At 68.0% G+C, this 20,454-nt stretch carries 20 protein-coding genes and 1 riboswitch; of the genes, 13 read left to right on the top strand and 7 right to left on the bottom strand.

The genetic code is table 11. The features are described 5' to 3' along the window. Nucleotides 1-94: 94 nt before the first annotated feature. The gene (locus AC3A84_RS19480) at nt 95-1,267 is read right to left on the bottom strand and encodes a hypothetical protein (RefSeq protein ID WP_487971709.1); all 1,173 of its coding nucleotides are present in this window, start codon (nt 1,265-1,267) and stop codon (nt 95-97) included. 421 nt (nt 1,268-1,688) lie between these two features. On the opposite strand from AC3A84_RS19480, the gene AC3A84_RS19485 reads away from it, so the two are divergent. Then, entirely contained in the window at nt 1,689-2,657 is a 969-nt protein-coding gene (locus AC3A84_RS19485) for a tripartite tricarboxylate transporter substrate binding protein (RefSeq protein ID WP_487971710.1), read from the top strand. Between the two features lie 119 nt (nt 2,658-2,776). Here AC3A84_RS19485 and AC3A84_RS19490 read toward each other — a convergent pair whose 3' ends face one another. Genes AC3A84_RS19490 through AC3A84_RS19505 form a run of 4 tightly spaced genes read right to left on the bottom strand, consistent with a single transcriptional unit; the run spans nt 2,777 to nt 5,999 of the window. Next, on the bottom strand, nt 2,777-3,058 hold the full coding sequence (locus AC3A84_RS19490; RefSeq protein ID WP_487971711.1) for a hypothetical protein: 282 nt from the start codon (nt 3,056-3,058) through the stop codon (nt 2,777-2,779). Between the two features lie 46 nt (nt 3,059-3,104). Continuing rightward, nucleotides 3,105-3,920, bottom strand: coding sequence for an HAD-IIB family hydrolase (locus AC3A84_RS19495; RefSeq protein WP_487971712.1), 816 nt, complete (start codon nt 3,918-3,920; stop codon nt 3,105-3,107). A gap of 25 nt (nt 3,921-3,945) precedes the next feature. Then, complete coding sequence (locus tag AC3A84_RS19500; protein ID WP_487971713.1) at nt 3,946-4,359, bottom strand: GtrA family protein; 414 nt, start codon at nt 4,357-4,359, stop codon at nt 3,946-3,948. 11 nt (nt 4,360-4,370) lie between these two features. After that, the gene (locus AC3A84_RS19505) at nt 4,371-5,999 is read right to left on the bottom strand and encodes a peptide chain release factor 3 (RefSeq protein WP_487971714.1); all 1,629 of its coding nucleotides are present in this window, start codon (nt 5,997-5,999) and stop codon (nt 4,371-4,373) included. A gap of 210 nt (nt 6,000-6,209) precedes the next feature. On the opposite strand from AC3A84_RS19505, the gene AC3A84_RS19510 reads away from it, so the two are divergent. The 5 genes from AC3A84_RS19510 (at nt 6,210) to AC3A84_RS19530 (ending at nt 11,988) form a co-directional block, all read left to right on the top strand. Next, a complete protein-coding gene (locus AC3A84_RS19510) occupies nt 6,210-7,448 on the top strand; it encodes an MFS transporter (protein ID WP_487971715.1) in 1,239 nt (412 codons plus the stop codon). A gap of 79 nt (nt 7,449-7,527) precedes the next feature. Further along, a riboswitch (S-adenosyl-L-homocysteine riboswitch) is annotated at nt 7,528-7,606 on the top strand. A gap of 72 nt (nt 7,607-7,678) precedes the next feature. Beyond that, nucleotides 7,679-9,106: an adenosylhomocysteinase gene (gene ahcY, locus AC3A84_RS19515; protein ID WP_487971716.1), complete on the top strand. Its 1,428-nt coding sequence runs from the start codon at nt 7,679-7,681 to the stop codon at nt 9,104-9,106. A 134-nt stretch (nt 9,107-9,240) separates the two neighbouring features. Beyond that, nucleotides 9,241-10,242: a TlyA family RNA methyltransferase gene (locus AC3A84_RS19520; protein WP_487971717.1), complete on the top strand. Its 1,002-nt coding sequence runs from the start codon at nt 9,241-9,243 to the stop codon at nt 10,240-10,242. After that, nucleotides 10,239-11,111 (top strand): methylenetetrahydrofolate reductase [NAD(P)H], encoded by an 873-nt coding sequence (gene metF / locus AC3A84_RS19525; RefSeq protein WP_487971718.1) that lies wholly within the window; start codon nt 10,239-10,241, stop codon nt 11,109-11,111. The genes AC3A84_RS19520 and metF overlap by 4 nt, the downstream gene beginning before the upstream one ends. Nucleotides 11,112-11,289: 178 nt before the next feature. After that, nucleotides 11,290-11,988 (top strand): septal ring lytic transglycosylase RlpA family protein, encoded by a 699-nt coding sequence (locus AC3A84_RS19530; RefSeq protein ID WP_487971719.1) that lies wholly within the window; start codon nt 11,290-11,292, stop codon nt 11,986-11,988. Nucleotides 11,989-12,021: 33 nt separating this feature from the next. Here AC3A84_RS19530 and AC3A84_RS19535 read toward each other — a convergent pair whose 3' ends face one another. Further along, nucleotides 12,022-12,906, bottom strand: a complete 885-nt coding sequence (locus AC3A84_RS19535; RefSeq protein WP_487971720.1) for a 23S rRNA (adenine(2030)-N(6))-methyltransferase RlmJ — start codon at nt 12,904-12,906, stop codon at nt 12,022-12,024. Nucleotides 12,907-13,048: 142 nt separating this feature from the next. Between AC3A84_RS19535 and AC3A84_RS19540 the strand changes: the two genes are divergently transcribed. The 7 genes from AC3A84_RS19540 (at nt 13,049) to mdtD (ending at nt 19,298) form a co-directional block, all read left to right on the top strand. Continuing rightward, nucleotides 13,049-14,932 (top strand): serine/threonine protein kinase, encoded by a 1,884-nt coding sequence (locus AC3A84_RS19540; RefSeq protein WP_487971721.1) that lies wholly within the window; start codon nt 13,049-13,051, stop codon nt 14,930-14,932. A 276-nt stretch (nt 14,933-15,208) separates the two neighbouring features. Further along, nucleotides 15,209-15,637 carry a 50S ribosomal protein L13 gene (gene rplM / locus AC3A84_RS19545; RefSeq protein WP_092938781.1) on the top strand — a complete coding sequence of 143 codons (429 nt, stop codon included), beginning with the start codon at nt 15,209-15,211 and terminating at the stop codon, nt 15,635-15,637. 10 nt (nt 15,638-15,647) lie between these two features. Continuing rightward, complete coding sequence (rpsI, locus tag AC3A84_RS19550; RefSeq protein ID WP_011797079.1) at nt 15,648-16,040, top strand: 30S ribosomal protein S9; 393 nt, start codon at nt 15,648-15,650, stop codon at nt 16,038-16,040. A gap of 149 nt (nt 16,041-16,189) precedes the next feature. Next, a complete protein-coding gene (locus AC3A84_RS19555; protein ID WP_487971722.1) occupies nt 16,190-16,900 on the top strand; it encodes a DUF6776 family protein in 711 nt (236 codons plus the stop codon). A gap of 43 nt (nt 16,901-16,943) precedes the next feature. Then, on the top strand, nt 16,944-17,345 hold the full coding sequence (locus AC3A84_RS19560; protein ID WP_487971723.1) for a bactofilin family protein: 402 nt from the start codon (nt 16,944-16,946) through the stop codon (nt 17,343-17,345). A 60-nt stretch (nt 17,346-17,405) separates the two neighbouring features. After that, a complete protein-coding gene (erpA, locus tag AC3A84_RS19565; RefSeq protein ID WP_487971724.1) occupies nt 17,406-17,771 on the top strand; it encodes an iron-sulfur cluster insertion protein ErpA in 366 nt (121 codons plus the stop codon). Between the two features lie 69 nt (nt 17,772-17,840). Further along, nucleotides 17,841-19,298, top strand: coding sequence for a multidrug transporter subunit MdtD (mdtD, locus tag AC3A84_RS19570; RefSeq protein ID WP_487971725.1), 1,458 nt, complete (start codon nt 17,841-17,843; stop codon nt 19,296-19,298). 9 nt (nt 19,299-19,307) lie between these two features. Here the strand turns inward: mdtD and AC3A84_RS19575 are convergent, their stop codons facing one another. Beyond that, complete coding sequence (locus AC3A84_RS19575; protein WP_487971726.1) at nt 19,308-20,432, bottom strand: anhydro-N-acetylmuramic acid kinase; 1,125 nt, start codon at nt 20,430-20,432, stop codon at nt 19,308-19,310. Nucleotides 20,433-20,454: the final 22 nt, after the last annotated feature.

The raw sequence follows: 20,454 nt of genomic DNA on the forward strand, positions 1-20,454 counted from the left end.
CATTTTGCTATCGAATTAATAGCTGCGGGCCCCGATTCTGATTGCGCTGCGGGCCTCTGGAATGCTCTGTTCGGGACGATGCGGCTGTGCTGAATCACAGGGCAGCGCTGTCTGATACCTGTGCCGCCGCCATCGGTGGGTCGGTGCGCAGCCGTGGCCGCGGTGCTGGAGCGGTGACGGTTTCGCCTGACGCCATTGCGCCTTGCAGCGCCCGTGATGGCGCCAGGCACGGCAGCCCGATGGGCGACACGAGGGGCTTGAGCGGCGCCGCCGGTCCGTCATCGGTAACCTGCAGGGATGCTGGCCGGGTTGGCGCAGGCTGCGCAGCAATGGAGTCTTCGATCGGACGGGCCAGTGCATCGGTCGTCTCCGCAGCGGAGCGCGTGGACGTGATCTGCGCCGTGTACATCAGGGCTGATGGGGCGTGCTTGACGAGCGGGCGCGCGCTGGCGAGCGGAGGCGTCTGCAGCAGCCGCTGCCCTGGCGCCATGGAGCGGGCGAAGCGGGCGTTGAAGCGTATGCGTTCGAAGGCGATCCGGCAGGCCAGGTGATCAAGCAGGGTCAGCCCCGACATGTCGGCACCGGTCAGTCGCTGCGAGGGCGATGGCCCGACGAGGTGACCGCCATCCTCAGCCTGTGTCACTGCGCAGCCCGGTCCACGGACGGGTGTTGATCCCGCCGCCTGGCTCTGCGCGTTCCCCGCAGACTCCCGCAATGCGCCCGGGCAGGCCATCCCAGCGGGTATGCGGGCGCTCAGCGGCTGGGACCTGTCGGTAGGGTGAGGCTCGGCCGTGAGGGGGGTGACGTCGGCGAAAGCGGTTCTCAGGCCGAATCGGGCAGGCTTTGCCGTGGCGGGTTGCAAGAGCGCGGCCAGGCCTACCGCCGCAAACACAGACAGCGCTGCTCCCAGGCCGCGTCGGGCAGCGCGGGGCAGAGGCCCCTCCAGGCCGCGCAGGAACCAGGGCGTGGCCATGACGAGGCCCAGCATCCAGAGCACATTGCCTCTCGCGGCGAGTGCCCCGGCGTTCAGACCGGATTCCCACAGCGACCACGCGAGCGTGAGGCTCAGCAGCACCGCGTGGGTGGGCAACGCGGCGGGATTGCCCTGTAGCAGCAGCAAGCCCGTGAGCACCAGCAGCAGCCCGGCGGGCAGGTAGTACCACGAGCCACCCAGTGCCATCAGCCAGACGCCGCCCATGCCGACTACCAGTCCGACGAGGACGAGCAGCAGCCCCATCGCGATGGGCGCAACACGTTGATGCGTCATGGAGCTTCCTTTCGGGAAACGGGCGGTTAAGGCGCTGGGTTGGGGGCTGCCGGAGAAGCCGGCATGCGGAAAAGGCGGGTCGGGGCGCCGGCTGGAGTGTGCGTGGCGTGCCGCGGATCGGAAGGTATGCGGCCCCTACCGCAGCCACTGTCGGCGCCACGCGGCGCCCGGTGTAGGAAAGTGCCCTTGCGACCGCTGGTACTGATTCGGAGCGCCGCATATGTCCGCTATTTGCTATCTAAAAAATAGCGTTATGCGAAGGGCTAGAGCGGGATTTCCTGTGATGAGGCTCAAGAGGTCGGCTGCATGTGATGACGCTTGCGCGACAGCCGGTGCGGGTTTCCGGCGTAGGGGCTGCGGCCCGCATCGGCTGCAATGTACGCACTGCCGTTGTCATCCACTCATCCAAGGATTTTTCTCCATGCAGCGTCGCCATCTCGTGCAACTCGCCGCCGCCAGCCTGGCCGCCCCCGCACTCGTCGCCCGCGCCCAGGCGCCGGCCTTTCCATCCAAGCCCATCAAGCTGCTGGTGGCCTTCCCGGCCGGCGGGCCCACCGACATCACCATGCGCATCCTGGCCGACGAAGCCGGCAAGCTGCTGGGCCAGCCCGTCATCATCGACAACAAGCCCGGCGCGGGCGGCACGCTGCCCGCCCAGGCGCTGCAGACCTCCGCGCCCGATGGCTACACCGTCGCGCAGATCCCGCTGGGCGTATTTCGCCTGCCCTACACCACCAAGATCAACTGGGACCCGGTCAAGGACATCAGCTACGTGCTGAACCTTACCGGCTACGCCTTCGGGGTGGTCGTGCCGGCCAGCTCGCCGTTCAAGAACTGGGCCGATTTCGTGGCCTATGCCAAGGCCAACCCCGGCAAGCTCAGCTACGGCTCCACCGGCACGCTGACCAGCCCGCACCTGACCATGGAGCTGATCGCGCAGCAGCTCGGCATCGAACTGCTGCATATTCCCTACAAGGGCAGCGCCGACCTGATGCAGGCCACGCTGGGCGGCCAGCTGATGGCTGCGGCCGATTCCACCGGCTTCGCGCCGCAGGTGGAGGCCGGTAAGCTGCGCGTGCTTAACACCTGGGGTGCCGAGCGGCTGGCCAAGTTCCCGGACGCGCCCACGCTCAAGGAGCTGGGCATCGACCTGGTGCAGAACTCGCCCTTCGGCCTGGGCGCGCCGCGCGGCACGCCGCCCGAGGTGGTGAAGCGTCTGCACGATGCGTTCAAGCAGGCGATGGAGCAGGAAAGCTACCGGGCCGCGCTCGCCCGCTACGACATGGTGCCGATCTACATGGGAACGGCCACCTATCAGAAGTTCGCCGAAACCACCTTCGCGCGCGAGAAGGCGCTGGTGGCCAAGCTGGGCCTGGCCAAGGCCCCGTGACGGCAGCTGCCGCCACGCATGACCGCACCGGGCCTCATCGGGGCCGGTGCCCTTTGCCTGCCGGAGGGCAGTGCGATCCGGCGCAGTAACGAATGCGATGGGCGCAGAGCCGTGGTGCCTCAGTCCAGGCCGAGGGCGCGGGCGTCTGCCAGGTGCGCGTCCCAGGCCGGCGCGGGGCGCGGCTCGGGCAGCTGAGTCAGATAGGTGCAGCCACGTGCGGCGCGCAGCAGCAGGGCGCCGCCGGTGGCAGCCTGTACGGCGGCCGTGCCGCGCCGTTCAGAGCGCAGGGAAACGGCAATCAGGGCCAGGCCGAGGCCGGCCACGATAAGGTTTTCGCCGGGCAGGGAAGGGCGGGAGCGGTCGAATGCCTGCCATTGTCTGAGAGTGTTGATCGGGTCCATACGGCACTCTAGCGCAGGATTGACGAGTTTGCCGCATGGCTTCGCATCAACGTGTAGCCAGCAGCCGTTTCGTCACCTCGGCAAAGCCCGCTCCGCGCTCGCTGCGCGTGACGTAGCGGGGCCGATATTGCAGCTGCGGCACGAAGCGCGCGATGTTCGCCACGCCGATGCTGTGCGGCAGGTGCTGGAACATCCGCTGGTCGTTGGTCGAGTCGCCGACATAGACCCAGCGGTCGATCTCGGCATCCAGGTCGCGCTGCAGCAGGGTGCGGACGATCCAGCGCGCGCCCTCCAGCTTGTCGTGGCGGCCGTACCAGCCGTTGATGTGGATGCTGCTGACCGTGGCGTTCATGCCGGCCGCGCGCATCAGCGCCGCGCATTGCGCGATGCGCTCGGGCGGCAGGTGGGTGAATTCGCTGTGGTCGATGGCGATGTCGCACTCGCGCCCGGGCGAATCGGTGGCGCGCACGGCGCCGGGCACCTCGTGCTCGATGCGCTCCAGCACCGCCTGCATGCGCGCGAAATTCTCGGCGCGGGTCGCCGCGTCCTGCTGATGGAGCTTGGCCAGCGGCGCCCCCGGCCCGCCGGGCACGAAGGCCAGCGCGCCGTTCTCGGCCACCACCGCATCGACGGGCCAGGTGGCGGCGAAGGTCTCGCTCCAGCCGGCTGGCCGGCCCGTCACGGGAATCACCACCAGGCCGGCCGCCTTGAGCGCCGCAAGCGCCGCCAGTGCATCGGGGGTGATGGCGCCTTCGGTCGTCAGCGTGTCGTCGATGTCGGTCAGCACGCCGGCGGGATGCCGCGGCGGGCTCCATTCGGCCAGCGGGCGCAGCGTGTCGCTGGAGTGTTCGGCAGCGGTCATGGGATGGGCCATCAATCAGAAAGGGCTAGCGGCGGAACACCAGATAGCGCGCCGCCGCGAAGTTGAACGCCAGCCCGGCCACGCTGCCCGCCGCAACCCCCAGCATGGGCGCGAGCGGCCCGTGCAGCCACTGCAGCACCAGCGAATAGGCCGCGTAGTTGACCAGCCCGCCCACCGTCATCGAGGCGAGGTACTTCGCATATTCGCGCCACCAGGGCAGGCCCTGGGCGCCGGCCTCGGCCGCCTGCGTACGGAAGGCATGGCGGCGGTTGATCCACCAGGTGGTGGTCGCCGCCGCGAGGAACGACACCACCCGCGCCGCATACCAGCCCAGCCAGGGCGCGAGGGCATAGAGCACGGCCGTATCCACCAACAGGCCGACGACGCCGGCGATGGCGAACAGCAGCAGCTGGCGCGAGGGGGATGCTGTGTCAGACATCGGCCGGGCGGTCAGCCCGCGCTGCCCAGCGAGAGCCCGGCGTGCTCGCGCAGCGGGTGGAAGTGGATCTTGGGGAAGCGCTCCTGCGCCAGCCGCACGTCGTAGGGGCTGGTGCAGAGGTAGGCCAGCGTGTCGGCCGCGTCGTGGGCCAGGCGCAGCGGGTAGGCGTCGGTGAAGGCGCGCAGGTCGGCGGCGCTGTCGGCCGTGATCCAGCGGGCGCCGGTGTACTGGCAGTTCTCCAGGCGCACGTCGGCGTCGTATTCGGTCTTCAGGCGGTGCTGCACGACTTCGAACTGCAGCTGGCCGACGGCGCCCAGCAGCATGTTGCCGCCGGCGTCGGGCTTGAAGACCTGGATGGCACCTTCCTCGCCCAGCTGGGCCAGGCCCTGCTGCAGCTGCTTGGTGCGCAGCGGGTTCTTCAGCACCACGGTCATGAACATCTCGGGCGCGAAGAAGGGCAGGCCGGTGAACTGCAGGCTGGCGCCGTCGGTGATGGTGTCGCCCAGCTGCACGCCACCGTGGGTGGTGAAGCCGATGATGTCGCCCGCGTAGGCCTCTTCCACCGCCTCGCGGCGCTGACTCATGAAGGTCACCACGCTGGTGGGGCGCAATTCCTTGGCGGTGCGCTGCACCTTGAGCTTCATGCCCGGCTGGTACTTGCCGCTGGCCACGCGCACGAAGGCGATGCGGTCGCGGTGGTTGGCGTCCATGTTGGCCTGCACCTTGAACACCACGCCGGCGAAGCCTTCGTCCTCGGGCTGCACGGTCTTGACCACGGGCTGCTTGTTGACCTGCAGCGTGCTCACGCGCGGGCCGGGCGAGGGCGCCATGTCCACCAGTGCGTCCAGTACTTCCATCACCCCGAAGTTGTTCACGCCGGAGCCGAAGAAGACGGGCGTGAGCTTGCCGGCCAGGAAGGCGTCATGGTCCCAGGCGGGCGATGCGCCCACGGCCAGTTCCATGCTTTCCAGCGCGGCGTCGAATTCGGCGCCGAAGCGTGCCCGCAGCGTCGCTTCGTCGGACAGCGGAATGGTCTCGAAGTCCTGCGGGCGGCGTTCGCTGCCGCTTTCGAACACGGTCATGGCCTGCGTGCGCAGGTTGATGATGCCGCCGAAGCTCTTGCCCTGGCCCACGGGCCAGGTCATGGGGCAGCAGGGCATGCCCAGTTCGCGCTCGACCTCGTCCATGATGTCCAGCGGGTCGCGCACCTCCCGGTCCATCTTGTTGACGAAGGTGATGATGGGCGTGTCGCGCTGGCGGCAGACCTCGATCAGGCGGCGCGTCTGCGCCTCCACCCCGTTGGCGGCGTCGATCACCATCAGGGCCGAATCGACGGCCGTGAGCACGCGGTAGGTGTCTTCGGAGAAGTCCTTGTGGCCCGGCGTATCCAGCAGGTTGATGACGTGGTCGCGGTAGAGCATCTGCATGACCGAAGAGGCCACCGAGATGCCGCGCTGCTTTTCGATCTCCATCCAGTCGCTGGTGGCGTGGCGGCTGGCCTTGCGGCCCTTCACGGCGCCCGCGATCTGGATCGCGCCCGAGAACAGCAGCAGCTTTTCCGTCAGCGTGGTCTTGCCCGCGTCGGGGTGGGAGATGATGGCGAAGGTGCGGCGGCGCCGGGTTTCGGGGGCGTAGGACAAGGGTGTGCTCGGGAGGTGCTTCGAAAGCACCCCGAGGCGCGGGCGTGCGGGCCGGCGCCCTGGGGGCGGAACCCGCGATTTTAGCGGGCCGGGGTTCGCAGCGCTGCGCCTATCGGGTTCGCCCGCGCCGCCCGAGCGATGCATTAGACAGCCGCGTTGCCCGGCACGGACAATCACGGCACCACACACATCGGGGGGATGGGAGACGCGATGGCAACGACCACAACGGCCGCCGATGCGGCCCTGCCGGACGGGGTGCTCGTCGGCACGCCGGCCTACCGGCGCATCAGCTTGGCGCTGTTCCTGGCAGGTTTCGCCACCTTTTCGCTGCTCTACAGCGTGCAGCCGCTGCTGCCGGAATTCGCCCGGCATTTCGGCGTCGGGGCCGGGCAGAGCGCCCTGGCGCTGTCGCTCACCACGGGGCTGCTGGCCGTGTCCATCCTGTTCGCCGGCGCGCTGTCGCAGTCCGTCGGGCGGCGATGGCTCATGTTCGCCTCGATGGCGTTGGCCGCGGCCTGCAATCTTGCGGCGGCGCTGGCGCCGCAGTGGCCTCTGCTGCTGTTGGCCCGGGCTGTCGAAGGCGTGGTGCTGGGCGGTGTGCCTGCGGTGGCCATGGCCTATCTGGCAGAGGAGATCGATGCGCGCGGCCTGGGCTTCGCGATGGGCCTGTACGTCGGGGGCACGGCCTTCGGTGGCATGTCGGGGCGTGTGATCATGGGGCTGCTGACCGATGCCTACGGCTGGCGCACGGCCCTGGCAGCCATCAGCGTGCTCGGGCTGGTGGTGGCCGTGGGCTTCATGCTGCTGCTGCCGCCGTCCCGCCGTTTCGTGCGCACGGAGGGGTTGGGCGCGGCCCGGCATGTGCGCATCTGGCGAGACCATCTGCGCGATCCGTCGCTGCCGCTGCTGTTCGCGGCTGGCTGCCTGCTGGTCGGCGCGCTGGTGGCGGTGTTCAACACCATCGGCTTTCGGCTGTCGGGCCCCGGCTTCGGGCTGGGGCAGAGCGAGATCGGCCTGGTCTTCACCGCCTACCTGCTGGGCATGGGGGTGTCGCCGGTGGCGGGCGGGCTGGCAGACCGCCTGGGCCGTGGCCCGGTGCTGTTGACGGGTGTGCTCATGATGGCGGCGGGCGTGGCGATGACGCTGTCCAACCACCTGGTATGGGTGATCGCCGGCATCTGCGTGCTCACGCTGGGGTTCTTCGGCTCGCATGCGGTCTGCAGCGGCTGGGTGGGGGTGGTGGCCCGGCATTCCAAGGGGCATGCTTCGTCGCTGTACCTGCTCATCTATTACCTGGGCGCGAGTGTGCTGGGTGTGGCTGCCGGCGGAGTCTGGGAGTTCGGGCAGTGGCTGGCCGTGGCGGCCTTCTGTCTGGTCTTGCTGGCCGGGGCGCTGGGGCTGGCTCTGCGCCTGCATGCCACGGCCCGGGCGGCTGGCGCGGCCACCTGACTCGACCTGACTCAGGCCACCGACGCGGTGGCATCCCGCCGCGGCCATGCAGGACGCAGGGTTTTTGTACAATCGCGGCCATTCCGAGGAGCGTTGCAGCGCCCCCAGCACAGCGGGGCGTGAGGCTCGGATCAGACAAGCAACGACGCTCACCCACGCTATTTCCGGTGCGGTGAGTGCCTTTCCCAAAGAGCGTGGTTTTTCACAAACGTCCTTTGTTGGAGAAACCCATGAGCGCAGTTCTCAAGACCCCGGCCGACCTGGCCATTGCCGATATTTCCCTGGCCGACTGGGGCCGCAAGGAAATCAAGATCGCCGAAACCGAGATGCCCGGCCTGATGGCCATCCGTGAGGAATTCGCGGCGGCTCAGCCCCTGAAGGGCGCGCGCATCACCGGCTCGCTGCACATGACCATCCAGACGGCCGTGCTGATCGAGACGCTCAAAGCCCTGGGTGCCGACGTGCGCTGGGCCTCGTGCAACATCTTCTCGACGCAGGACCACGCCGCCGCCGCCATCGCCGCAGGCGGCACGCCCGTGTTCGCCATCAAGGGCGAATCGCTGGAAGACTACTGGGACTACACCCACCGCATCTTCGACTTCGGCCCCAAGGGCTCGGCCGGCGAAGGCCCCAACATGATCCTGGACGACGGCGGCGACGCGACGCTGCTGATGCACCTGGGCCAGCGCGCCGAGAAGGACCTGTCTGTGGTGGCCAACCCCACCAGCGAGGAAGAGCGCATCCTCTTTGCCGCCATCAAGGCCAAGATCGCCCAGGACCCGACCTGGTACACCCGCAAGTCGGCCGAGATCATCGGCGTGACGGAAGAGACCACCACCGGCGTGCACCGCCTGAACGAGATGTCCGCCAAGGGCACGCTGCTGTTCCGCGCGATCAACGTGAACGACTCGGTGACCAAATCGAAGTTCGACAACCTCTACGGCTGCCGTGAATCGCTGGTGGACGGCATCAAGCGCGCCACCGACGTGATGATCGCCGGCAAGGTCGCCGTGGTGGCCGGCTACGGCGACGTGGGCAAAGGCTGCGCACAGGCCCTGGCCGCCCTGCGCGCCCAGGTGTGGGTCACCGAGATCGACCCCATCAACGCCCTGCAGGCCGCCATGGAAGGCTTCAAGGTCGTGACCATGGAATACGCCGCCGACAAGGCCGACATCTTCGTGACCACCACCGGCAACAAGGACGTGATCCGCCACGAGCACATGGTCGCCATGAAGAACGAGGCCATCGTCTGCAACATCGGCCACTTCGACAACGAGATCGACGTCGCCTCGATCGAGAAGTACCAGTGGGAAGAAGTGAAGCCCCAGGTGGACCACGTGATCTTCCCGGACGGCAAGCGCATCACCCTGCTGGCCAAGGGCCGCCTGGTCAACCTGGGCTGCGCCACGGGCCACCCGAGCTTCGTGATGTCCAGCTCCTTCGCCAACCAGACCATCGCGCAGATCGAACTGTTCACCAAGCCCGACGCCTACCAGGCCGGCAAGGTGTACGTGCTGCCCAAGGTGCTGGACGAGAAGGTCGCGCGCCTGCATCTGAAGAAGGTCGGCGCCCAGCTCACCGAGCTGACCGACACCCAGGCCGCCTACATCGGCGTGAAGAAGGAAGGGCCCTACAAGCCCGACACCTACCGCTACTGATCCCCGGATCGCATGCGGCACGGCGCCGCGCCCGCCCTGTGAGGGGCGTGGTGCTGTGCTATTGAATTCATAGCTTCAGGCGCTTGAGGAATGGGCGCCTGAAGCATTTCTGAGTCTTGAAAAAGGAGGGGTGCATGCGTGCAGACGTGTACCTGGTGGACAAGGGCCATGCCACGACCCGCTCGCAGGCGCAGCGCCTGATCGCGGCGGGCGTGCAGTGGCGGCTGGCGGCCAGCCTGCCCTGGAACACCGTCGCCAAGAACGGCGACGACATCCCCGAGATCGCCGAAGTGCAGCTGCTCGACCAGTCCGAGGCGCGCTACATCTCGCGCGGCGGCCTGAAGCTCGAGGGTGCGCTGGAGGCCACCGGCCTGGCCGTCGCCGGCTGGCGCTGCCTGGACGTGGGCCAGAGCACCGGCGGCTTCACCGACTGCCTGCTGCAGCGCGGCGCAGCGCAGGTGATCGGCGTGGACGTGGGCCACGGCCAGCTGCATGAGCGGCTGCGCGAAGACCCGCGCGTGGTGGGCGTGGAGGGCATCAATGCCCGCTCGATCACCGCCGAATCGCTGCAGGAAGCCTGCGAAGAGGCGCTGTCCGAACGCGTCGAGCAGGATCTGGAAGACAACGAGACCCAGCCCGAGGCGCCCTACAGCTGGATGCGCAACGGCGGCCTCGTCGATGAGGAATACGACGACAGCGACGACGCCAAGGAGCACGAGGTGGAAGCCTTCAAGGCCGAGCGCCAGGCCAAGGCCCGCGCGCGTGCCGAAGGCGCGCTGCCCACGGTGCGCCGCCGCCGCGCCGGACGCGAGCAGGTGGACGTCACGCCCGTCTTCGACCTGGTGACGGGCGACGTCTCGTTCATCTCGCTCACGCTGATCCTGCCGGCCGTGGCGCCGCTGCTCAAGGCCGGTGGCGAGCTGCTGATGCTGGTCAAGCCGCAGTTCGAGCTGCAGCCCGGCCAGGTGGGCAAGGGCGGCATCGTGCGCGATGCGGCTCTCTACCCGCTGGTGGAGCAGCGCATCCGCGACTGCTGCACGGGCCTGGGCCTGCAGGTCGTCGCCTGGCTGGACAGCGCCATCGAAGGTGGCGACGGCAACCGCGAATTCTTCATCCACGCACGGAGCGCCGCATGAGCGAGACGACCACTCCCGCAGCCGGGGCCGCAGCCGCATCAGGCCGCTTTCCGGTCAGCTTCGAATTCTTCCCGCCCAAGACGCCCGAGGGCGCCGAGAAACTGCGCGCCGTGCGCCAGCAGCTCTATGCGCGTCAGCCGGAGTTCTGCTCGGTGACCTATGGCGCTGGCGGCTCCACGCAGGAAGGCACTTTCGGCACGGTGCGCGAGATCCTGGCCGAAGGCTTCAGCGCGGCCTCGCACTTCTCGTGCATCGGCGCCACGCGCGAGTCGGTGCGCGGCCAGCTCGCCCAGCTCAAGGCCATGGGCGTCCAGCGCCTGGTGGCGCTGCGCGGCGACTTGCCCAGCGGCTACGGCGCGGGCGGCGAATTCCACTACGCGAGCGATCTGGTGGCCTTCATCCGCGCCGAGACGGGGCGCGACTTCCACATCGAAGTGGCGGCCTACCCGGAAACGCACCCGCAGGCGCGCTCGCCCGAGGCGGACCTGCAGGCTTACGCCGCCAAGGTGCGCGCCGGTGCCGATTCGGCCATCACGCAGTACTTCTTCAATGCCGACGCGTATTTCCGTTTCGTGGACGACACGCGCCGCCTGGGGCTGGACGTGCCGGTGGTGCCAGGCATCATGCCCATCATGGGCTCCAGCCAGCTGATGCGCTTTTCCGATGCCTGCGGCGCCGAGATCCCGCGCTGGATCCGGCTGCGCCTGCAGGCTTTCGGCGACGACGTGGCCAGCATCCGCGCCTTCGGGCTGGACGTGGTGAGCGAGCTGTGCGCGCAACTGCGCGCGCGCGGCGCGCCCGCGCTGCACTTCTACACCATGAACCAGAGCGGCCCCACGCTGGAGCTGTGCCGTCGGCTGGGCTTGTGAGCGTGCTTCATGGGCTGGCCACTGGGGCTGCGTCGTTCCCGTCATTCGCTAACATCGCGCCGATGAAGACTTCCCTTGCCCTCTCCAAGACCTGTGGCGCTCGCCGCCGTTGCCGAGTGCCGGCACGCGCCGCATGAGCGGCGCGGCAGGCAACGCGTCATTTCATGATCCGCGTTTCGTGCCGGCAGCCTGGCGTGCTGCGCGCTGGCTGGCCCTGCTTGCCGGCGCTGGCTTGATGGCCGCCTGCGCAGCTCCGTCCGCGCATTCGCCGCAGTCCGAAGCATCGCCCGTCGCGGCGCATCCGTCCAAGCCTGCGGCACGGGCGGCCGCGTCCCAGGCATCGCCCTCTTCAGCCGCCCCGGCGCCGGCTTCCGACGCGACGGGCCGGGCGCGTCGGGCGGCGGAGCTGCCGCCGGTTTCCACCGTGGTGCCGGCGGTCGCTCCCACCGGCGTGCCTGGGCCGGGCGGACTGTATTCGCTGGACGAAGAGAAATCATCGGAAGGCCTGCGAAAACCCTCCGATGGCGAGGCGGAGTCCGGCCAGCAAGGCATGGCCTCCTGGTACGGCTCGCGCTTCCATCGGCGGCGCACCGCCAGCGGGGAGCGGTTCGACATGTATGCCCTCACGGCGGCCCATCCCACGCTGCCGTTCGGCACCCGCGTGTGTGTGCGCAGCCTGGTCACGGGCAAGACGGTGCAGGTGCGCATCAACGACCGGGGGCCGCACACCCCCGGGCGCATCATCGATCTGAGCCAGGCTGCCGCCAAGCGCCTGGGCATGCTCGGTCTGGGCACCAAGCAGGTGGCCATCACTGCGCTGGCTGACGATGATCAGAGCGGCTGCACCGACAAGCAGGATGCGGACGACGACCAATAGCCTTCGGGCCGTAAGCCCCGGCAGGGTGGGGCGTCAGCCGCCCGATTCCAGGCTGTGTGCGGCGTGCTTGTCCTGCTGCAGCAGCTCGGCCATCTGCGGCAGGGCATCCTTCAGTGCGGCTTTGAGCGTGAATGGCGGGTTGATGAGGAACATGCCACTGGCCGGCAGGCCCGGGCGGCGCTTCTCGCCGTCGGCGGCTTCCACCAGTTTGCTGTTCTTGACCGTCAGCGTGGCGTGCAGCCAGGGCTTGCCCGCCTTGGTGGCCATGGTCTTGAGGCGGCGCGGCAGGTCGTGCGCCTCGGGGCGGGGGATGATGGGGTACCAGACGGCGTAGGTGCCCGTGGCGAAGCGCTTGAGTGAATCGGTCACCATGTCCAGCACGCGGCCGTAGTCGCTCTTGATTTCATAGCTGGGATCGCAGAGCAGCAGCGCGCGGCGGGCCGGCGGGGGCAGGAATTTCTTGACGCCCTCGAAGCCATCCTCATGCAAAACGGCCACCTGGCGGCCGGCCTCCAGCTGCGCCACGTTGCCGGCCAGCGAGCGCAGGTCGGTGGGGTGCAGTTCGAACAGCTTGAGCTTGTCGTGGCTGCGCAGCAGGTGCTGGGTGATGAAGGGCGAGCCGGGGTAGGTGCGCGTGGCGGCGCCCTGGTTGAAGGCGCGCACCACATCCACATAGGCCTGCAGGGCGGGCGTGAGCGGCTGTGGCGACGCAAGCAGCCGCAGGATGCCGTCGGCCGCCTCGCCGCTGGTGCTGGCGTAGTCGCCATCCAGACGGTAGAGCCCAGCCCCCGCATGGGTGTCGAGCACGGTCAGCGCCGCGTCTTTTTGGGTCAAATGCTGCAGGGCGGCAATCAGCACGGTGTGCTTGAGCACATCGGCGTGGTTGCCTGCATGGAAGGCGTGGCGATAACTGAACATCGGCCAATGGTAACCAGCACGGCGGACTGCGCCCGCGTGAGATCCGTGTCGAAGCCTTTCGCGCACGCTACGATGCGCGGGCTGCTGCGCCCGCCGCACGCCTCCCAGTTACTGCTCCACCCGCACCGTTTCGCGCTCCATCATGCCCAGTCACACTGCCGCCGGCACTGTCCACCATGTCGATGCTCTGGCCCCTGGCGCGCGGCTGGGGGAGTTCGAGGTGCTTTCGCTGCTGGGGGTGGGCGGCTTCGGCATGGTCTACCGCGCCTACGACCATTCGCTGCAGCGCTTCGTCGCCATCAAGGAATACATGCCCACCGCGCTGGCGGGGCGCATGGAGGGACAGTCATTGCGAGTGAGGTCCTCTGGCGACGAGGCGTCGTACCAGGCGGGACTGGCTTCCTTCGTGAACGAGGCACGTCTGCTGGCGCAGTTCGACCACCCTTCGCTGGTCAAGGTGTTCCGTTTCTGGGAGGCCCATCACACCGCCTACATGGTGATGCCGCTCTATTCCGGCATGACGCTCAAGCAGGCTCGCGCCAGCATGCGCACGCCACCGCCTGAAGCGTGGCTGCGGCAGGTGTTGTGGTCGGTGCTGGGGGCGCTGCGGGTGCTGCACGGCGCGCAGATGCTGCACCGAGACATCTCTCCGGACAACATCTTCCTGCAGCACGTGGGTCCGCCTGTGCTGCTGGACCTGGGCGCTGCGCGCCATGCCATCGGCGGTGGCGGCGATGGCATCCATCAGCACACGGCCGTGCTCAAGGTGAACTACGCGCCCATCGAGCAATACGCCGAGGCCGGCAGCGACCTGCGGCAGGGTGCTTGGAGCGACCTCTATTCCCTTGCGGCCGTGGTGCACGGATGCCTGTGCAACGATACGCCCATGCCGGCCACGCTGCGGGCCATCCGCGACCGCATGGTGCCTTTTGAGCGTGTGGCGCATACGGTCGAACAGCAGTGGGGGCTGGCGTACTCAGAGCCCTTCGTGCGTGGCATCTCCCAGGCCCTTCAGTTGCAACCGCACGACCGGCCTCAATCGGCGGACGAACTCGTGCGGCTACTGGAGCTGCAGCAGCCGGCTTCGGGTCTGGAGCATTTCGACTTCCGCGCCGAGCTGGGCGATGTCTGGGTCGAGCCGGGTGCGGTCAGCCCAGGCGCGGCCGTGGAGCGACCCGATGTGCCGGTCACGGCGACGGTGAGGATGCCCGATAGGGAGCGTGACACGACTCACCCGGCACTCGCGCCTGCGCACGAGCCGCCGACGTCGTCGGCTGTTTCCACGCCGGAGGCCGCGTATGGTCCGTTCGCTGCTGGGGGGACGCACGATGAGCTGGCCGGCAGCGGCGACGGCGCTGCCGTGCATTCGATGCCGGGCGCCACGGTCTCGGCGTCTGCTCCCGTCGGAGCAGAGCCGCCGGGGACCGCTTCAGTCCGGCGCTGGGCGCCCGTGGCCATGTTGGCAGGCGTTCTGGTCGCCGGATTCCTGGCCGCAGGGTGGCCCTGGCGCGGCGAGACGCCGCAGGCCCGCACGCCCGACAGCGACATAGTCACTGAATGGGCCAAGCCCGCGCCTTCCATTCCAGCTGCAACGCCCGAGCCTGCGGCCGCCCCTTTGTCGCCGGAGCAGGACGCATCTGCCTCGCCGGCACAGGCTCAGCCCGACGCCACTCCGCCAGCCGACATCGCATCCCACGCCCGGCGCCAGGAAAGGCGCGTTGGGTCGTCCGTGAAGAGAGCACACGCCGCTGCGGGCAGCGCCGGCACTGGCGGCCTGCCTGCCGATGGCGCTGCGGGGGGTGCGCCTTCGTCGCAGGCCACGGATGAGCCCCCCCCGTCCCCCGCGCGGCAGGCCCCGCGCCCGCGCGGCCCCGTGGAGGCCTGCGCGGACTCCTCGATGCTGACGCGGCCGATGTGCATTCACCGAGAATGCCAGTCGTCCGCCTTCACGCGCCATCCGGTGTGCGTCGAGCTTCGCCAGCGCGCTGCGGAAGAGGCGCGCCGCCGAGAGACCTTCTCGCCATAGCGGGCTGTCCTGCCGTGGTCGCACATCGCCCAGACAGGATCGCCAACAGCGCCCGATGCGAGCCTTGTGGCGCGAAGGGGCCGGGACCCGTCGGCCATCCGGGCCGTTGTTTTGGCGCCTTTGCATGTTGTGCGGCCGGCTTTGTATAATGGCGGGCTTCGCAGCGATTTCCAGGTCCCGCGGCGAGGTTTCAACTGCCACCTAAGAGGCTTCCTTCAGAGAAGCACCGACCGTGGAAAAGGACCGACCAAACCCTCTTTTTCTTGAGAGAAACACATGACTACTTTCAGCGCAAAGCCCGCTGAGGTCGTGCATGAGTGGTTTGTGATTGACGCGACCGACAAGGTCCTCGGACGAGTAGCCAGCGAAGTTGCTCTCCGTTTGCGCGGCAAACACAAGGCCATTTACACGCCTCACGTCGATACCGGCGATTTCATCGTCATCATCAACGCATCCAAGCTCAAGGTCACCGGCACCAAGTCGCTCGACAAGGTGTACTACCGCCATTCGGGCTATCCCGGCGGCATCACGGCCACGAACTTCCGCGACATGCAAGCCAAGCACCCCGGCCGCGCGCTGGAAAAGGCCGTCAAGGGCATGCTGCCCAAGGGCCCGCTCGGCTACGCCATGATCAAGAAGCTCAAGGTCTACGGCGGCGCGGAACATCCGCACACCGCTCAGCAGCCCAAAGCGCTGGAAATCTAAGGAGCCTTGAATGATTGGTGAATGGAACAATGGCACCGGCCGTCGCAAGTCCAGCGTCGCCCGCGTGTTTCTGAAGAAGGGCTCCGGCAAGATCACTGTGAATGGCAAAGACATTCAACAGTACTTCGGCCGCGAAACCTCCATCATGATCGCCAAGCAGCCGCTGGTGCTGACCAACCATGTCGAAACCTTCGACATCCAGGTCAACGTCCACGGCGGCGGTGAATCCGGCCAAGCCGGTGCCACCCGCCACGGCATCACCCGCGCCCTGATCGACTACGACGCAACGCTGAAGTCCGCACTGAGCCAAGCCGGCTTCGTGACTCGCGATGCCCGTGAAGTCGAACGTAAGAAGGTCGGTCTGCACTCCGCACGCCGCGCCAAGCAGTTCTCCAAGCGTTAATTCGCTGCCCGCAGGGCTTTGCCGCCCTGCAGGCCTTCTCTTTCGCAAGAGAAGGATCTGCCCTTTGCAAAAACCGCCCTCGTGGCGGTTTTTGCGTTTCATGGACATCGGCGAGAATCCGCCCTTTTTCCGGAGCGAGAAAAGAGCCCATGCGATTTCGCCTGCTGCGCCGCCGCCTGACCATCTCCGCGCCCCGCGTCGCGGTGCGCAATGCGCTTCCGTGGCCGCTGCGCTGGCTGCTGGCCGCCCTGTTGCTGGGGTTCTCTGCTGCGGTCGCGCTGTGGGCCTTTGAATTCGGCAAGAGCATCGCCGGGCTGGATTCCGGCTCGCGCGAGGAATTGATGCGGCTGCGCGAAGAGGTGGGCCGGCTGCATGCCGAAAGCCGCCAGCAGCAGGAGGTGGCCGCCACCGCAGGCAGCATGCTGATCGCCGAGCGCTCCGCGCTGGAGCGCGTGCAGACGCAGATGCGCCAGCTCGAAGCCGACAACCGCGCTCTGCGCGACGACCTCGGCTTTTTCGAGAAACTCATTCCTGCAGGCAAGTCCGACGGCATTTCCATTCGCGGGCTGCAGGCCGAGCGGCAGGGGGGCAGGCAGATGCGCTGGCAGGTGCTGGTGATCCAGCCGGTGCGCAATGCACCCGAATTCAAGGGGCGGCTAGAGCTGGTGCTGTCGGGCACGCAGAACGGCCAGCCGTGGAGCAGTGCGCCGCCCGCCGTGGCGCAGCCCCTGCTGTTCCAGCAATACCGGCGTGCCGAAGGGATGATCGATCTGCCCGAAGGGGCCATGGTACAAACGGTTACCGCCCGGGTGCTGGAAGGCAATACGGTGCGAACCGTTCATAGCGTGGACGTCGATTAACCCTGCGCGCATCGCGCGCGCTGCCGCCCAGGAGCCTGCCGCCATGTTCTCCCGCAAGAAACAACCGCCCATCAAGAGCTTGATCGCCCAGGGCACGCGCATCCAGGGCGACGTGCTGTTCTCCGAAGGCCTGCGCATCGACGGTGAGGTGGTGGGCGAGGTTCGTGCCGAGCCGGGGCAGCCGAGTATCCTGGTGGTGTCGGAATCGGGCAGAGTGGAAGGCGCCCTGCATGCCATGCATGTGATCGTGAACGGCACCGTAGTCGGCCCGGTGCATGCGGGTGAGCTGCTGGAGCTGCAGCCCAAGGCACGCATCACGGGCGACGTGCACTACAAGGCGCTCGAGATGCATCAGGGCGCGACGATCGCCGGCCAGATGTCGCCCGCGGCCGAAGCACTGCTGGAGGCAAAGCCCACACTGAAACTGGCGTCAAACGCCTCTTGATCTGACTCGATGGGGGTATTGCAGTAGCATTGACCGCAAACCCTCCCGAAGGAGCACCCGATGAGCGCAGTAGCAGAAAACGTACAGACCGATATGCCCGCCCCGATCCTCTTCACCGACAGCGCCGCTGCCAAGGTGGCGGATCTGATCGCCGAAGAAGGCAACCCCGACCTCAAGCTGCGCGTGTTCGTGCAGGGTGGCGGCTGCTCGGGCTTCCAGTACGGCTTCACGTTCGACGAGATCACGAACGACGACGACACCACCATGACCAAGAACGGGGTCTCCCTGCTGATCGACGCGATGAGCTACCAGTACCTGGTGGGCGCCGAGATCGACTACAAGGAAGACCTGCAAGGCGCGCAGTTCGTCATCAAGAACCCCAACGCCACCACGACCTGCGGATGCGGTTCGAGCTTCTCGACCTGATTCCCGCCCGTGCCACCCGTCCAGCCGCCCCCCAGGGCGGCTTTTTCGTTCCCGCAAGACCCAGAAGCCATGGCATCTCCCAGTCCTGAAGCCACGCCCATCGTTCCTGCCTCTGCCCCTGGCCCGGACCATCGACGCATCCTGCTGTGGATCGTGGCGGTGGGGTTCTTCATGCAGACGCTGGATGCGACCATCGTCAACACGGCCCTGCCCGCGATGGCCGCCAGTCTGGGTGAGAGCCCGCTGCATATGCAGTCGGTGATCGTGGCGTATTCGTTGACCATGGCCATGTTGATCCCCGCCTCGGGCTGGCTGGCGGACCGCTTTGGCACGCGCAAGGTGTTCCTTTTCGCCATCGCCGTGTTCTCGCTGGGCTCCCTGGCATGCGCGAGTTCGCGCCATCTGGACGAGCTGCTGGCCGCGCGCGTGCTGCAGGGCCTGGGCGGCGCGCTACTGCTGCCCGTGGGGCGCCTTGCGGTGCTGCGCACCTTTCCGCGCGGTGAGTTCCTCGAGGCGATGAGCTTCGTGGCCATCCCCGGGCTCATCGGGCCGCTGCTGGGCCCGACGCTGGGCGGCTGGCTGGTGCAGAGCGCATCGTGGCACTGGGTGTTCCTCATCAACTTGCCGGTGGGCCTGATCGGCCTGGTGGCGACGACGCGTTTCATGCCCGACCTGCGGGTGCCCAAACCCGACCGGTTTGACACCGCCGGATACGTGCTGCTGGCCTTTGGCATGGTGGCCATCTCGCTGGCGATCGAGGCGGCGAGCCTGGTGGGGCGGGGCGGTGCGGCGGCGCTAGGGGTAGGTGGCCTGGTGGCGCTGGTCGTCTATTGGCTGCATGCGGTGCGCCACGAGCGCCCGCTCTATTCGACGCAGCTCTTTCGCGTGCGCACGTTGTCGGTCGGGCTGCTGGGCAACCTTTTTTGCCGGCTGGGCAGCGGTGCCATGCCGTTCCTGATTCCGGTGTCGTTGCAGCTTCTCCTGGAATTTTCGCCGATGCAGGCCGGGCTGATGATGCTGCCCACCGCCCTCGCGGGCATGGGCATCAAGCGCGCTGCGACGCCGCTGATCCGCCGCTTCAGCTATCGCAACGTGCTGGTTGTGAACACCCTGCTGCTGGGTTTGCTGATGGCGAGCTTCGCGCTGCGCCAGCCCGGCTGGCCGCTGGCCTGGCAGGTGCTGCAGCTGGCGGCCTTTGGCGCCGTGAATTCGCTGCAGTTCACCGCGATGAACACCATCACGCTCAAGGACCTGGATGGTGCGAGTGCCAGCAGCGGCAACGGCCTGCTCTCCATGGTGCAGATGCTGGCGATGAGTCTGGGCGTCGCGGTGGCGGGGGCGGTACTGTCCGAATGGAGCCAGGCCTACGGCGGCACGGAAGTGCCCGGCGCGGTGCTGCACGCCTTCCAGTCCACCTTTCTGACGGTGGGCTTCATCACGGTGGTGTCGGCGGCGGTCTTCTGGCAGCTGCCGCGCGAGGCGCGCACGCCGCCCCGCGACGGGCCCGAAGTGTCAGGCCAGGGCTGATGAAGGGCGTCAGGCTGGGTAGATCGCGCCCAGGATGCGGGGGCCGGCGGCGCCCGTGACCTGGGGCAGGTTGCCGGGAAGTTGGTGCACTGTCTGGCGCGCCAGCCAGGCAAAGGCGGCGGCTTCGACCTGCTGCGAGGGCAGCCCCAGCGCATCGGTGGCCTGCACCGCCACGCCTGGCAGCGCTGCGGCGATGCGCTCCATCAGGTAGCCATTGCGTGCGCCCCCGCCGCAGACGGCAAGCCGTTTGCTATTTTTTCCATAGCTGATGACGCTGGTTGCACCAGCGCGGGCGGTCAATTCGGCCAGGGTTGCCTGCACGTCGGCCGGGGCCGCGTCGCCATGGGCCTGCAGGTGGGCCTGCAGCCAGGCCGGGTGGAACAGGTCGCGCCCGGTACTCTTGGGCGGCGGCTGGTGCAGATAGGGCTCGGCCAGCAGGCTCTGCAGCAGATTGGGCAACACGCGGCCCTGAGCGGCCCAGGCACCGCCTGCGTCGTAGGGCTGGCCGGTGTGGCGTTCGCACCAGTGGTCCATCAGCGCATTGCCGGGGCCGCAGTCGAAGCCCAGCACCTCGCCCTGCGCGCCCAGCACGCTGAGGTTGGCGATGCCGCCGATGTTCAGCACGCAGACGTCCGAACCTGCCTGCCCGAAAACCGCCTGATGGAAGGCCGGCACCAGCGGCGCGCCCTGGCCGCCGGCCGCCACGTCGCGGCTGCGGAAATCGGCCACCACGGCGATGCCGGAGCGCTCGGCCAACAGGGCCGGGCTGTTCAGCTGCAGCGTGTAGCCCGTGCCGTCGAAGAGTCCCGGCCGGTGCCGCACAGTCTGGCCGTGCGCACCGATGGCCCGCACATCGGCGGCGCCGAGTTGCGCCGTCTGAAGCAACTGGTGGACCACATCGGCATAGATCCCCACGAGCGCGTTGGCCGCCAGCGCTGCGCGGTGCAACTCGTCCGCCCCGCTGGTGTTGAGCGCCAGCAGCTCGGCCTTGAGCGCGGCGGGAAACGGCAGCGATGCGAAGCCCGCCACGCGCAGCCGATCACCATCGAATTCGACCAGCGCCCCATCCACGCCATCGAGCGAGGTGCCCGACATGAGCCCGATATAGCGATCGACGGAAGCGGAGGAGTTCACAGGGAAAGCAGTGAATAGGGCG

It is taken from the genome of Paracidovorax sp., from assembly GCF_057642795.1.